Source organism: Rheinheimera sp. KL1 (genome assembly GCF_001275035.1).
Classification (GTDB): domain Bacteria; phylum Pseudomonadota; class Gammaproteobacteria; order Enterobacterales; family Alteromonadaceae; genus Pararheinheimera; species Pararheinheimera tangshanensis.
Map to the genome: position 1 here is coordinate 113,116 of NZ_LAMX01000021.1, position 14,095 is coordinate 127,210.

Here is a 14,095-nt window from a genome sequence, read left to right on the forward strand (position 1 = left end):
CGACGATAGGAAAAGGTGAATCTAAAGATGGCGATACAACCTGAAGTGGTACAGGTAGGTGGCATTGGGGTCATGGCGTTTGGCAATATGGCTGAACTGGTCAATTATGTCATACAGGATGACGGTACGGTGTTTTCTGGTTCTGCGATAGCGATGAATCCCGAGAAGGTGATAGCGGCCAGCAAAAACCCTGAATTGATGGCCATTCTGAATAAAGCCGATATTCGTTATGCTGATGGGATGGGGGTCGTCAAGGTGATGCGGCGCAAATTGGGCCGTAAAGTAGAGCGTATCCCGGGTTGTGAGTTATGGCAGGCCTTGATGGCAAAAGCGGCTGTGACTAAAACTCCAGTATTTCTGGTTGGCGCTAAACCGCAGGTGATGGCTGAAACTGTAGAAAAACTAACAGCAATGGGTGTCAATATAGTGGATTCCCAGGACGGTTATTTTAAAGATGAAAACGAGCTGATTCGCCGTATTGCGCAAAGTGGGGCACGTATCGTTACAGTGGCAATGGGCTCACCCAAGCAGGAGTTGTTTATAGGTAAATGTCAGAAGCAGTTACCTGACGCCTACTACATGGGCGTGGGTGGTACCTATGATGTATTTACCGGCCATGTGCAACGGGCTCCGGCTCTGTGGTGCAAATTACATTTAGAGTGGGCCTACCGGTTGTTATCGCAGCCATCCCGTATTGGTCGTCAGACGAATCTGCTGACCTACGCCTGGTTATATGTAACCAACAAGCTCTGATAAAAACGATTAAAAACAGAGAGAAGCATAGTGCAGCAACAGTCCGATTTACCTTTGATCAGCGTCTATATGCCCACTTTTAACAGAGTGGATATGGTGCAGCGCGCTATCAGCTCCGTGCTGGCGCAGGATTATCCTCATTTTGAACTTTTGGTGGTGGATGATGCCTCCACAGACGCAACCTGGGACACCTTAAACAAGGTGTATGCCGATGAACCCCGTGTACGTTTGTTCCGGCAAGAAAAAGGACAGGGCGCTTGTGCGGCACGTAATTTGGCGATAGCCGAAGCCAAAGGTGAGTTTGTCACCGGCCTGGACGATGACGATGAGTTTCTACCCAACAGGCTGAGTTCCCTGTATCACGCCTATGATGACCAGTATGCCTTTGTCTGCTCCAGCTATTTTTGGGATTACGGCACTATACGTAAACAGCTGTATCCTGATGCTGCTGTGGTGGGGCTGAATGAGCTGTTGGACGTGCACTGTTTATCCAATCAGGTGCTGGTCAAACGCAGCCGTATGCTGGCACAAGGCGGCTTTGATATAGCTCTTGCGGCGTTTCAGGATTATGACATGTGGATCCGTCTGGTAGCTGCATACGGTAAAGCCTTACGGTTGGCTGAAGCAACGTACGTGGTGCATGTAGGGCATGAACTGGGCCGTATTACTACCTCACCTAAACGTTTGGCCGCGCAAAGTTATTTTGTCGAAAAACATCTGCCACTGATGAATGAGCGCAACAAGCAGAACCAGCAGTTTTATCGGCTGGTGATGGAGCAGCAGCAGCTTTCTTTGCCTCGCTTATTGTTTTTCTGTCGTTACGGTTTATGGTCGACTAAAATCCGCTATTACCTGAAACAAAAGCTGCAGTGGGCTATTAAGTTTCGTCAGCAATTGTTGAGCAAAGGCGTTAAAGGATTATTTTCGAAAAAATGAATCAGACTTTGGTAACTCAAGCTAATTTTGTCAGCCTGAGCGCTTTATTGTTTAAGCGTTTTTGGTTATTGCTGGTCGCTGCTTCAGTGTTTGGTGCAGCTGCTTTGTATGTGTTTCAGCTCAGTGCGACAGAGCGTTATCAGGCTACAGCTGTGGTGACCTTAACGGATTGGCAAACAGAGCGTTTAACCAGACGTGATGATCCGGCTGATAAAAATCCCGCGAACGTAGGCGGTGCTTCTGCAGATGAAATGTCCAGAGCCTTAGTCTTGTTAAACGATGCGGATTTTTTCCAATCTTTATCGCATTCAGCCAATGCAGAGCAATTGAGTGTTGAACATAAAAGACGGGGGAATCTGGTGACCTTAAAATGGAACAGCAGCTCAGCGCAAAGTGCTGCAGCTGAATTGACCTCGGTGCTCACGCAGTGGGACAAGCTGTGGCGTATGCAGTTTCTCCAGCAAAAACAGCAGCAATTACAGAATTTACAGCAACTCAAGAGCAGTGAGCTGGTAAAACAGCAGCAACATCAGCTGCAATTTGAAGTGGAGTATGCTCAACAGGCTGAACCTTTTGCATTAAAGCAACTGCAAAGTCCTAAAGCTCCGGAGTCTAGTCTGCGTCCTGCGTTATGGTTGATGTTGGTCTTTGGCGCGTTGTTGGGGTTTAGCTGTGCTTTTATTCTGTTGATGTTATGGCGGCTTTAATGCGGCTTTCGAGTTATTTTCAGCAGGTACAGGCGCTGGATAAGCTTATCCTGTTGCTGTGCAGTTGTTATCTGTTGATTGACGCCTGTAACGGTTTTTTATTAAATCAGTTTGGTCGCAGTTTTGGTTTATCTGCCTTGTATAAAGTGCTGATGTTAGTTCTGATGCTGGTATCATTAAGTTGGCGCAGCGGTAAAACCTTTTTACTCTTTCCTGCACTTTTTATCCTGTTATTACCCGGAGCTTTTTATAGTTGGTTGCACCTTGGAGGATCCTTAGCCCCAGACCTTGGGCTGATCCTGAAACTAATTTCGCCTCTGATTGCGTTTTATTATTTGTTGAGTCTTTCTCAATTAGATAAACACTTTGCACTGAAATTTCTGCATCAGGTTTTTGTGGTCAACTACCTGATTGTGCTGGTGAATTTTATTTTTGGCGCTTTTGGCTATGGCTACACTTCTTATTTACCGCAACAGCATTTATCTCAGGTCGATTTAGGCAGCAAAGGATTTTTTAACGCCGCCAACGAGCTTTCCGTGGTACTGCTGGTGTTATCCGCCTGGTTGTTGCAGTACTACTGGCAACAGCACAAGCTGATTTTTCTGGCTGTAGCTGCTACTTCAATCTGGTGTGCCAGCTTAATGCTCACCAAAACCGGTATGCTGGGGACTCTGATCCTAGTGCTGTTTATTCCGCTGATGCCCTGGTTTATCCGTTTAAACTGGAACCGTCTTGCTCTGGCGACCTTGCTGCTAGTGGTTGTTGCGGCTTTGGTCATTTGGCAAGCGCCGTTGTTGTTAGGTCAGCTAGGTCTGGCGGAAAAATTACAGCATGTTTATCAGCAACAAGGTCTATTGGGCGTCCTGCTGTCGTCGCGCGATAAATATGCAGCCGAAATCTGGCAACTGGTTAGTTTTTACTACAGCGATGTGCATCGTTTGTTCGGTGTAGGTTTAATTGGGGTGTCTGAGCATCTGTGGAAATTTTGGGCTGAGTCTGATCCTTTTGATTTATATATTTTTTATGGTGTAGCAGGTTTAATGTTTTTCAGCTGGGTCTTTATAGGTTTTATTGCTCAGAATTTAAAATTGTGCAGACTTTATTCTTCTGAGCTCGCAGCCACGTTGGTGCTGTTGAATCTGTTATTGCTGATGGTGGCCTGTATTGCTGGCCATGTGATTAGCTCAGGTATGCTGTGGCCGGTCTGGGGTTTATTAACGCGGCCGCTTTGATCCATGGGCAGTCTCAAGCTACACCTAAAAAGACGGAGCTTGCGCATGTTACGCAGTGATTTTGCCCGCAAGCTGTTGAACAACAGTCTGGCTCATGGCCTGAACTTTGGGTCACGCTGGTTACTCAATCTGGTGGTGGCCCGGCAACTGCTGGCCAACGATTTTGGTGTATTCAGTTATGTCTACATGCTGGCAAATCTGTTTTTCCCGACCATAGCTTTTGGCGTTAGTTTTTACCTGATCCATTACTCAGCCAAACAGCAGCAAATCAGTTTGTTGTTTAACAGTCTGGTTTTGAGCTTTATCGTATTTTTGGTGTTGTGTCTGGGCGTCGTTGGCATTGACTACTGGATCAACGACACTGTGCCTTATTACCTGTATCTGCTTAGTTTATTGATTGGTTTAGTTTGGGCCGTTAGTCAGGCGATATTTTGTTACCTTAAAGGTCGGCAGCAGTTTTTTGTCGAGGTAAAATCTCAATTTGTTGGCGCCTTAAGTTTACTGGTGGTGGTGGCTTTACTGTTTGCCGGTGTGATGACACAACTGGATGCCATGCTTGAGGCTGTGCTGATGGCCAGTATGGTGCCTGTGCTGATGGGGCTGAACGTGCTTTGGCCTGAGATCAAAACAGGAATAGGCGCTTATTTACGTAATTTTTCCAGTTACTTTGGCTGGCAGGATATCAGGCATAGATTGCATTTTGCCTTACATGATGTGTTTGCCATCATTATGACCAATATTCCTTTTATTTTTCTGGCCTTGTTTAGCACCTTACTGGCACTTGGGCAGTTCAGAAAGTTGTTTATTTTGTTTATGCCGATCACGTTATTGCCGGTGATTTTTTCTCAGGTATTTTTAAGCCGGTTAAGCCGCTTGACGGAACTTGCCGACAAACTGAAGTTTTTCCGCAAAGTCTTTGTGTTTACTTTACCAGTGTTGTCTTTACCTTATTTGCTGATGTGGCCGCTGGGCGATTGGTTGTATCACATCTCCTTTAACGAAGCTTTGGACCCTGCTCATTTGTTGATGTTGCATCTGGTACTGGCAACCTTGTGGATCACCTTGCTAAAAACTTATTTTGAAGTACTGCTGACGTCCTTGGGAGCGAATCACTACAAAGCTATGTTAGTGACTTTAGCTGTAGTGTTAACAGCTTTAGGCTATTGTTGGTTTAACTATAGTCTGACGGTAGAGATAACAGCCTGGTTGTTTTTAACCGGCAATCTGCTTATTACCTCTATGCTGGTGGTCACTTGTCTGTGGCAAATCAAACGCCAAAAAACTGCGTTGCCCCCACAGTTATAAAAAAGCCAGTCTGATACCAGACTGGCTGTTTCAATCGAATCGGCTTAGTGTGCTGAGCGCAGTGGGCCGACCACGTTAATCAGGCTGTTCTTGCTAAAGTCCAAATCGCCGAAGCCTTTGTGGTTTACCAGAATGACGATGATGTCAGCCTTTAAACCTTGTTCCACAGATACCAATTCAACATTAGACGCCAGTTTATTGGTTTTTTCTACGTTCGGCTCAACGGCATAAATCTTACCCTGATAAGCGGCTGCTAAATCGTTGACTATATGTAATGCCGGGCTTTCACGTAAATCGTCGATATCCGGTTTAAAGGCCAAACCAAAACAGGCAACCGAAGGCTTATGCAGAGCGTGGTTTGCCACTGTAGATAATATCTTCTGCAGTACCCATTGAGGTTTAAAGTCGTTGACTTCGCGGGCTGTACGAATGAGTTTGGCTTGCTCTGGCGCTGAGTGCACGATAAACCAGGGATCCACGGCAATACAGTGACCACCTACACCGGCGCCTGGTGTCAGAATATTTACGCGAGGGTGGCGATTGGCCATTTTAATCAGTTCCCAGACGTTAATCTTCAGCTCGTCACATATCAGCGATAACTCGTTGGCAAAAGCGATATTGACGTCACGGAAAGCGTTCTCCGTCAGTTTAGACATCTCTGCGGTACGGGCATCGGAGACTAAACATTCACCTGTAACGAAGGTTTGATATAAGGCTTTGGCTTTTTCAGAACAGGCTGGAGTTAAACCACCCACAATACGGTCGTTGGCAATCAACTCGTACACAACGCGACCTGGCAGCACACGCTCAGGGCAATAAGCCACATGAATGTCAGGTTGTGAAGAATCAGTAGGCACAGTTAAATCAGGACGGGCTTCACGGATCCATTGGCAGATTTTTTCTGTGGTACCGACCGGACTGGTCGATTCCAGCACCACTAAATTACCTTTGGCCAGCACTGGCGCAATAGATTTCACTGCCGCTTCCACATAAGTTAAATCAGGTGACAGATCATCAAAAAAGGGCGTAGGCACCGCGATCATAAAGGCGTCAGCAGCTACAGGGCTGGTTTGAGCTGATAAATAACCGCCTGTCACCGCGGCATGCACCAGCATATCCAGTTCAGGTTCGACAATATGAATTTTACCCTGATTGATGGTATCGACTGCGTGTTGATTCACGTCTATACCAATCACGCGCAATTTGCGTGATGCCAACATAGCGGCCGTCGGCAGGCCTATATACCCTAAACCAATCACTGATACCGTTTTAAACATAACGAACTCCATTAACCTTGTTGGCTATTTCTTTGCTGACATCTTATCACAGCACGCAAGAAAGCTTAGATGACAGATAGCTGCTGTTGAAGAAAATTTTTAATAAAATAACAGTGTTAGCTGAATGGCTGCTTAGTGACTCTGTGGTATCGTGGCTAACAGTTGCTGATAGAGTTCAGTGGAAGGAATCAAAGTGAAAGATTTTTTAGAACCCTTTTTATACCCACAGAATCTATTTCTCTGGTTGTTTTTTTTCGCCTGCCTGTACTACCGCCGTAAAGGCTTATGGTTGCTGCTGATTTGGTTTTATTTAACTGGCAATACGTTGCTGGCTAATCAGGTGCGTGACTGGTACAACACGCAAATCAGTACGGCAGAACTGCCTGCTAATTTTAGTGGTGACTATGTGCTTTTAGGCTGTGGCGGCAATGAACACAGCTTACCGGATTGTGCCAGCAATCGAATTAACCAGTTGGCTTTGATGATTAATGCACAGCAGCGGCCTGTGAATGTCTATATGACGACCTTGTACTGTGCGCCTTACGAAGCGCTGTTAAAACAAAAAACCGAATATGCGGCTATCCAGTGTTTTGATGGTGGGCCAACCACCTATCACGAGTTTGGTTCTTTAGAGCAAAAGCTAGATAAAACCAAAAACTATCTGTTTATCAGTAGTGACTATCATGCGCTTCGGGTGAAAAAATTATCACAAATGCATCAACTGAATGCGCAGGTGTATGCCGCTTCCAGTGCGACCTTCAGACCAGTTAATTGTGGTTGGAACTGCTTATTGACGGTGAATTTATCAAACTATGATTTGTTTTCGAAGCTAGCAGCGGAGACGGCCAGTTTGCAGGTGTACTGGTTGACCAAAGACTGGACCGATTGGTATACCCCGCGTTCTTGACGAGAGCTGCGGTAAGGATTTCGACGAATGCAAGGGCGACCATAAAGGTCGCCCCTAGATTTAATTACTGTGGGTATAGATAAGAAATGTGGTTAACGGGCGTTACGGATGATTTCCTGTGCCATTAAATCTGCCACTTCGTTAGTCGGTTTTTGCTGTGCATCAGCGCGTTCAAAGATAGTGATCAGCGTTTGGTAAATCTGGTTTACTTTGGCGGTAGACTCTTCAGCGTTGTAACCCTGCTCACGCATTTCCATTGCGACGTTGATGATACCACCGGCATTAATGACGTAATCCGGAGCGTACAAGATACCTTTTTGACGCAACAGTTCGCCGTGACGGCTTTCTTTGAGTTGGTTATTGGCGCAACCTGCAATAATTTTGCATTTCAGCTGAGCAATAGTGATGTCGTTGATAGTGGCACCTAAAGCGCAAGGTGCGTAGATGTCAGCATCAACTGCATAGATTTCATCTAAGCCCACAGCTGTGGCATTAAACTGAGCGACAGCGCGACTGACGGCGTCCTGATTGATATCTGTCACAATAAGTTTGGCACCTTCTTTGTGCAGGTATTCACACAGATAAAAACCAACACTGCCTAACCCTTGTACCGCAACCGTCAGGCCAGTTAAATTATCACTACCAAACTTGTGTTTCGCTGCAGCCTTAACTCCTCGGTAAGTTCCAAGAGCAGTAAACGGGCCTGGGTTACCGCTTAAGCCTTCTAAGCCAGCCACATAAGGAGTTTCTTTGTTGACCATCATAATGTCGCCAGTGGTGATATTGACATCTTCCGCGCTGACATAACGGCCACTTAACGAATGCACAAACTGGCCAAACTTACGGAACAGAGCTTCAGATTTGATTTTTTTCGCATCACCAATAATCACGGCCTTACCACCGCCTAAAGGCAGGCCTGCCATGGCATTTTTATAGGTCATACCGCGGGATAAACGTAATACGTCGACTAAGGCATCTTCATCAGCGACATAATCCCACATACGGCAGCCACCTGTTGCTGGACCTAAGGCTGTGCTGTGAATAGCAATAATGGCTTTTAAACCAGTGCTTTCATCACTACAGAATACAACTTGCTCATGGTTATCAAATTCAGGATGGTTAAATACAGCCACGACTTGTTCTCCGTTGATATAACTCACCATGCCACAGAGGGCAGGGCGTAAGGGCTTTTTTGCGCCGCGGAATGTACCACTTCACTGCAGCTTTCGCCATCGATCTGTAAAAACAAAATCTGGTAAGACCAGGTGATTGTCGACAATTTCAGCCAGCTCTTGATTGTGTGGATTGAGTCACATAAAGTATCGCCACTTGGAGAGAGGGAAAAGAACAATGGCAGAACAATTAACAGCAGAACAGCAGGAACAGGCAGCAAGCGAGTGGGTTCGTACTCAGTTCCAAAAAGCAAACCAGTATCTGGCCGAGAAAGGCATATTACCAGACAATGTCGCAGTGTCTGAATCTCGTTATTTAACACCATTAATGGCGGTATGGAAGATTACAGCTCAGGATCGTAAGCAATACTGGGTAATAAGTGGTGATTTACCTACAGATCATATGGCCATATCCGCAGCCCAAGATGCGCGCGAAGCTGTACGGGCTTTTTCTTTACAATGGCAGTTGAAAGCTGAGCAAATCATGAATTCAGGTGCTATCGATCAAACGAAGAAGGATTTTGCTAATCTGCTGGTCCATCGTGCTCACGGTTTATATGATTTATTTGATAAAGAAGAACTTTGGGTTAAGCAAGCTTAAGCGAGTAAACAGTATATAAATCTTTACAATGCTTCAGGCTGCATTTTGAATGGTCACAGATAGAGTGCGATACAAAATCTGAGCACAAAAAAACCGCCATTGAAGCTGGCGGTTTTTTATTGGACCAAAGACTTGGTTTATTCCGTAAAATACCAATAGCCTTTGTTAATGAGCAACGTGATCAACTGTAAGCGACCCTGATCGGCAGCAAAATGCTGGCAATCCTGCTGACTGAGGCTGACTTGGTCTGTCAATTTTTTAACGGTTTCAAGTTCAATCGCAGGCACTAAAAAACGGTCGCCATTGATAAAAAGTTGAATATCTTCAGCGGTATTTGCCTGGTAATACAAAGTGCGCAGGCCGCCTAATTTGGCCAGCACAGAGCCTTCTTCCAAATACTCAGCTATCTCATCGGCTTCATAATGTGGATCGGGTTCTGTAGCGTCCAATTCATGTTTGGCATGACTGATATAACTGCCGAACCACTGCGCTGCGAAGTCTTTGTCATCCACTAACTGGCGCAACAACGTTTGCACCTGAGTTAAATCCTGGTCGCTGATAGCACCCACAGAATCAGGCACCTGACGAGATGGATCCGTAAAGCGTTTGCCTGTGATGTCCTGGTCAATCAGGTGATCGGCCAAGCCTGTCAGTAAATCTTTTTGCGCAGGTGCCCGGAAACCGACCGAGTAGTTCAGTGACGGGTCCAACGAGATACCATCGTGTGGGCAACCTGGTGGAATATATAAAATATCGCCAGGTTCAGTGATCACATCAATACAGTCGATAAAAGGCGTGACCTGCAATAAACGTGGGTGGGGGCAATGCTGTTTTAAGCTGCTGTCCGGCATACCGACACGCCAGTGACGTTTGCCCTGACCCTGGATAATAAATACATCGTATTGGTCCAGATGCGGGCCTACGCCACCACCTGCGGTAGAAAAACTCACCATCAAATCATCAATACGCCAGTTCGGAATAAAGCGAAAGGGCTCTATCAACGCAGCAGACTGCGGGTGCCAGTGATCCACCGCTTGAACTAATAAAGTCCAGCCTTCTTCACCTAAATGACTGAAATCTTCAAAAGGACCAGTCTCCATATCCCAGACTGCGTTTTTATTGCTGACAATACGGGATTCAATTTCTTCTTCACCGGCAAGGCCAGCCAGCTCGTCCGGGCTGATCGGGTCGATAAAGTTTTTAAACCCCGCTTTGATAAGCAAAGGTTTTTTCTGCCAGTACTCCGCTAAAAACTGTGCCGGAGTTAATTCATTTAAAAATAATTGGTACATAGTTCTGGTTCACCATAAAAACAGGGCGATAAAATCGCCCTGTTGAAGTATCTGAAGCTTTGGCACTACCCTAAGTCATTGGAATTGCAGGGAGGCGACAAGTGCGCGAGTCCCCATGAGCATAGTAGTCCTATGTGATTGGGGCGAGGCACGCAGTCAACAAAGCTGCAGCTTCAAGGACGACGGGTAGTTTAGTCTAACAAGTCGACAAGTTCGATAGCCGCACCCAAGTAGTTATCAGGACGCAGCGCTTTTAATTCTGCTTTTACTTCTGCAGGCAGCTCTAATTTATCGATAAAAGCAGCTAAGTCTGCTGGCGTGATACGTTTGCCGCGGGTCAGCTCTTTCAGCTTTTCATACGGCTGTTCAATGCCATATTTGCGCATCACTGTTTGTACCGGCTCTGCCAGTAATTCCCAGTTCTGATCCAATTCACTTAGCAGATTAGCTTCGTTGACTTCCAGTTTGCTGATGCCCTTTAAGCTCGCGTGATAAGCAATAACCGTATACGCAAAACCTACACCTAAGTTACGCAGCACAGTCGAATCTGTTAAGTCACGCTGCCAGCGTGATACAGGAAGCTTAGAGGATAAATGCTGGAATATGGCGTTGGCCAGACCCAGGTTACCTTCTGAGTTTTCAAAGTCGATTGGGTTGACTTTATGTGGCATAGTGGACGAGCCAATTTCGCCGGCAATAGTGCGCTGCTTAAAGTGACCTAAAGCAATATAACCCCAAACGTCACGGTCAAAGTCGAGCAGAATAGTGTTAAAACGCGCAATAGCGTCAAACAGCTCAGCAATGTAATCATGCGGCTCAATTTGAGTGGTGTAAGGGTTCCAGCTTAAACCTAAGCTTGTGACGAATTCTTCAGCAAACTGATGCCAGTTTAGGTTCGGGTAGGCTGATAAATGCGCATTGTAGTTGCCGACAGCGCCGTTGATTTTACCCAACAGTTCCACTTTGGCAATTTGCTCACGCTGACGCTTTAAACGCATGTACACGTTCGCCATCTCTTTACCTAAGGTAGTTGGAGAGGCTGGCTGACCGTGAGTTCTGGCCATCATAGGAATGGCTTTGTACTTTTGCGCTAAAGTTTTGATTTCACTTAATAACTGATCGCAAAGTGGCAACAGCACTTCATCACGTGCTGCACCTAACATCAAACCGTGCGACAGGTTATTGATATCTTCAGAGGTACAGGCGAAGTGAATAAATTCACTGACCGCTGCTAATTCAGCATGGCTCGCTACTTTTTCTTTTAATAAATACTCAACCGCTTTGACGTCGTGGTTGGTGGTGCGCTCAATATCTTTGACACGCTGCGCATCAGCAAGGCTGAAATTGTCGACAATTGAGTTGAGCAGCGCGTTGGCACTGTCTGATAAAGTCGGAACTTCAGTGATAGCTGCTGTGGCTGCTAATTTTTGCAACCAACGCACTTCCACAGTCACCCGGAATTTGATTAAACCATATTCACTAAAAAACTCACGCAGCTCGCTGGCTTTTGAGCCATAGCGACCATCTACAGGGGAGATGGCGGTTAATGCTGATAATTCCATTAGGTGCTCCTATGAATGGGTGGGGGCAATAGTCTGTAAAACGGATTTGGCTTCGTTCAGCAGTGCTTTGCGTTTGAAAATAAAATGCAAACGACTACCACCGGCCTGACGCCATAACACCACAGCGCGGATAGCGGCCAATAATAAAGCGCGAACTTTATGCTGCACCAGTGGTTGTTTCAGCAATTCTGGCTGACCAGCGACCTGAATTCGGGTGCCTAAAGAGCTGATGCATTCGACATAAATATCAGCCAGATTAGCAATGATGTTTTCATCGGTAATAGCAAAATGCTGCAGTTGCTGCTCTAAGCGGGATAAGCGTTTACCCAGGTTATCCAGATTATCGCGGTTTTTTGTCAGCTTACGCTCCAGTGCAATGACGGACACCACATAACGGGTCAGTTCGACATCTTTGCGCTGATTGTCACCTAACTGATCGACCAGGCACTGATAACCAGTTTTGAGGTTCGCGATATCCTTACCATAAATATCCAAAGGTTCAGCCGGCGATAAATTAGCGATACTGGCTAAACACAACTGCAAATCAGGCAGAGCTACATCATTGCTGCGTGTGACCTGCTGTAAAAGCTTGAGTGCCTGGCACATACCGGCCAGAGCAAGGGTTTGAGTCTGAATACTGTGTTGCATAAGTTACTGTATGGCCGAATTAATAATGCCACCACCCAAACAAATCTCGTCGCTGTAAAACACAGCAGACTGACCTGGGGTCACGGCTTTTTGAGGCTGATCAAATACCACAACCACAGTGCCATCTGGCATAGGGGTCAGGGTACATGGAATATCGGTCTGACGATAACGGGTTTTCACCGTACAGCGCAGCATCTGCTGCGGGCCTATGCGATCCACCCAGTGCAGTTGATTTGCCACTAAGCCTTTGGAGAACATACTCGGATGGTCATGACCCTGAGCGACAATAAGACGGTTATTGACCAAATCTTTTGCCACGACATACCAGGCTGATCATCACCATCTTTTAAGCCACCAATACGTAAACCTTTACGCTGACCTAAAGTGTGATACATCAGGCCGTCGTGCTGGCCAATTTTATCGCCGTCTACTGTGTAGATATCACCAGGCTGGGCTGGCAGATACTTTTGCAGGAAATCTTTAAATTTACGCTCGCCGATAAAACAAATGCCTGTGCTGTCTTTTTTATCGTGCGTAATTAAGCCTTGTTCTTCGGCAATAGCCCGTACCAGAGGTTTTTCCAGATGACCGACAGGGAACAGGGTTTGCGCCACATGTTCTTCACCTATGGTATAGAGGAAATAGCTTTGGTCTTTATTGGTATCCAGGCCCCGCAATAATTGCCAGTGGCCTTCGACTTCACGGCGCTGCACATAATGGCCTGTAGCGATAAAGTCGGCACCTAAAGCTTCGGCGGCAAACTCAAGGAAAGCTTTAAACTTAATTTCCTTGTTGCACATAATATCCGGGTTCGGCGTACGGCCAGCTTTGTATTCCTCGAGGAAATATTCAAATACATTGTCCCAGTACTCAGCGGCAAAGTTCACTTTATGCAGTTTGATACCCAGCTTGTCACAGACGGCCTGAGCATCTTTTAAATCTTCAGCAGCAGCGCAGTATTCGCTGTCGTCATCTTCTTCCCAGTTCTTCATAAACAGGCCTTCGACCTGATAGCCTTGCTGCATCAGCAGGTAGGCGGACACTGAGGAATCAACACCACCGGACATACCGACAATGACTTTTTTGCTGCTGTTATCTGACATTACACCGCACTTTTTAATGGCTGGATGGGAACGGGCGCGGATTATAGCACCAAATTCTTTGCCAAAAAATGTTAATCAAAGCGAATGTGTGATGGCATTTCTAATCTGACACAGTGGTAACAACTGCTTTTGTTCAAACTGGGAGATGGCATCCAACACGAGTTGACTGCGGGCGGGCAGGACATGGCTGCGTAATTCTTCCAGACTTAACCAGTGCAGTGCCAGAATATCAGTGTCTTGTGGCTGATACAGCGCTGGTAATTCATCAGGCGTAAATACAAAATTGACCCGCACATAAAAATGACCATTCGCCGCTTTAAGCTGAGATATCCCCAACCAAGCACTGGGTTCCAGATTCAAGCCTGTTTCTTCCTGCAATTCGCGTTTCACCGCACTGATTAAATCCTCATTTTCTTCAACATGGCCAGCCGGCTGATTTAATACCAAACGATCAGAGCTTTTGTCTTTTTCTTCCACCAATAAATAACGACCCTGAAAATACAGCACTGCTGCGACAGTTAAATGCAATAAAGGACGGGACATAAACAACAGGCTCCTGATATGAAAAGATCAAATAAAAACACGGCGAAAAAACAGCAA

At 46.1% G+C, this 14,095-nt stretch carries 13 protein-coding genes and 1 pseudogene; 7 read left to right on the forward strand and 7 right to left on the reverse strand.

Annotation, left to right across the window (positions count from 1 at the left end; all coding sequences use genetic code 11):
- Nucleotides 1-27 precede the first annotated feature (27 nt).
- The 5 genes from WH43_RS12135 to WH43_RS12155 are packed head-to-tail and all read left to right on the forward strand — an operon-like array spanning nucleotide 28 to nucleotide 4,933.
- Nucleotides 28-753 carry a WecB/TagA/CpsF family glycosyltransferase gene (locus tag WH43_RS12135; RefSeq protein WP_053424868.1) on the forward strand — a complete coding sequence of 242 codons (726 nt, stop codon included), beginning with the start codon at nucleotides 28-30 and terminating at the stop codon, nucleotides 751-753.
- 30 nt (nucleotides 754-783) lie between these two features.
- On the forward strand, nucleotides 784-1,689 hold the full coding sequence (locus WH43_RS12140; RefSeq protein ID WP_286049710.1) for a glycosyltransferase: 906 nt from the start codon (nucleotides 784-786) through the stop codon (nucleotides 1,687-1,689).
- Nucleotides 1,686-2,396: a Wzz/FepE/Etk N-terminal domain-containing protein gene (locus WH43_RS12145; RefSeq protein WP_053424869.1), complete on the forward strand. Its 711-nt coding sequence runs from the start codon at nucleotides 1,686-1,688 to the stop codon at nucleotides 2,394-2,396. The genes WH43_RS12140 and WH43_RS12145 overlap by 4 nt, the downstream gene beginning before the upstream one ends.
- Nucleotides 2,396-3,628 (forward strand): O-antigen ligase family protein, encoded by a 1,233-nt coding sequence (locus WH43_RS12150; protein ID WP_053424870.1) that lies wholly within the window; start codon nucleotides 2,396-2,398, stop codon nucleotides 3,626-3,628. The genes WH43_RS12145 and WH43_RS12150 overlap by 1 nt, the downstream gene beginning before the upstream one ends.
- A gap of 45 nt (nucleotides 3,629-3,673) precedes the next feature.
- The gene (locus WH43_RS12155; RefSeq protein ID WP_053424871.1) at nucleotides 3,674-4,933 is read left to right on the forward strand and encodes a lipopolysaccharide biosynthesis protein; all 1,260 of its coding nucleotides are present in this window, start codon (nucleotides 3,674-3,676) and stop codon (nucleotides 4,931-4,933) included.
- 44 nt (nucleotides 4,934-4,977) lie between these two features.
- Here the strand turns inward: WH43_RS12155 and wecC are convergent, their stop codons facing one another.
- The gene (gene wecC / locus WH43_RS12160; protein ID WP_053424872.1) at nucleotides 4,978-6,210 is read right to left on the reverse strand and encodes a UDP-N-acetyl-D-mannosamine dehydrogenase; all 1,233 of its coding nucleotides are present in this window, start codon (nucleotides 6,208-6,210) and stop codon (nucleotides 4,978-4,980) included.
- Nucleotides 6,211-6,403: 193 nt separating this feature from the next.
- On the opposite strand from wecC, the gene WH43_RS12165 reads away from it, so the two are divergent.
- Entirely contained in the window at nucleotides 6,404-7,117 is a 714-nt protein-coding gene (locus WH43_RS12165) for a hypothetical protein (protein WP_053424873.1), read from the forward strand.
- Nucleotides 7,118-7,209: 92 nt separating this feature from the next.
- On the opposite strand, the gene WH43_RS12170 is transcribed toward WH43_RS12165, so the two are convergent.
- Complete coding sequence (locus WH43_RS12170) at nucleotides 7,210-8,250, reverse strand: Leu/Phe/Val dehydrogenase (RefSeq protein ID WP_053425024.1); 1,041 nt, start codon at nucleotides 8,248-8,250, stop codon at nucleotides 7,210-7,212.
- A gap of 217 nt (nucleotides 8,251-8,467) precedes the next feature.
- Between WH43_RS12170 and WH43_RS12175 the strand changes: the two genes are divergently transcribed.
- A complete protein-coding gene (locus WH43_RS12175) occupies nucleotides 8,468-8,890 on the forward strand; it encodes a DUF4826 family protein (protein ID WP_053424874.1) in 423 nt (140 codons plus the stop codon).
- Nucleotides 8,891-9,027: 137 nt separating this feature from the next.
- Here WH43_RS12175 and WH43_RS12180 read toward each other — a convergent pair whose 3' ends face one another.
- The 5 genes and pseudogenes from WH43_RS12180 to WH43_RS12200 form a co-directional block, all read right to left on the reverse strand.
- Nucleotides 9,028-10,182 (reverse strand): ribosomal protein uL16 3-hydroxylase, encoded by a 1,155-nt coding sequence (locus tag WH43_RS12180; protein WP_053424875.1) that lies wholly within the window; start codon nucleotides 10,180-10,182, stop codon nucleotides 9,028-9,030.
- A gap of 191 nt (nucleotides 10,183-10,373) precedes the next feature.
- Nucleotides 10,374-11,744, reverse strand: a complete 1,371-nt coding sequence (gene purB / locus WH43_RS12185; protein WP_053424876.1) for an adenylosuccinate lyase — start codon at nucleotides 11,742-11,744, stop codon at nucleotides 10,374-10,376.
- A 9-nt stretch (nucleotides 11,745-11,753) separates the two neighbouring features.
- Nucleotides 11,754-12,392: a high frequency lysogenization protein HflD gene (hflD, locus tag WH43_RS12190; RefSeq protein WP_053424877.1), complete on the reverse strand. Its 639-nt coding sequence runs from the start codon at nucleotides 12,390-12,392 to the stop codon at nucleotides 11,754-11,756.
- 3 nt (nucleotides 12,393-12,395) lie between these two features.
- Nucleotides 12,396-13,495 (reverse strand): annotated as a pseudogene (gene mnmA, locus WH43_RS12195) (tRNA 2-thiouridine(34) synthase MnmA).
- A gap of 75 nt (nucleotides 13,496-13,570) precedes the next feature.
- Entirely contained in the window at nucleotides 13,571-14,038 is a 468-nt protein-coding gene (locus WH43_RS12200) for an NUDIX domain-containing protein (RefSeq protein WP_053424878.1), read from the reverse strand.
- Between the last annotated feature and the right edge of the window lie 57 nt (nucleotides 14,039-14,095).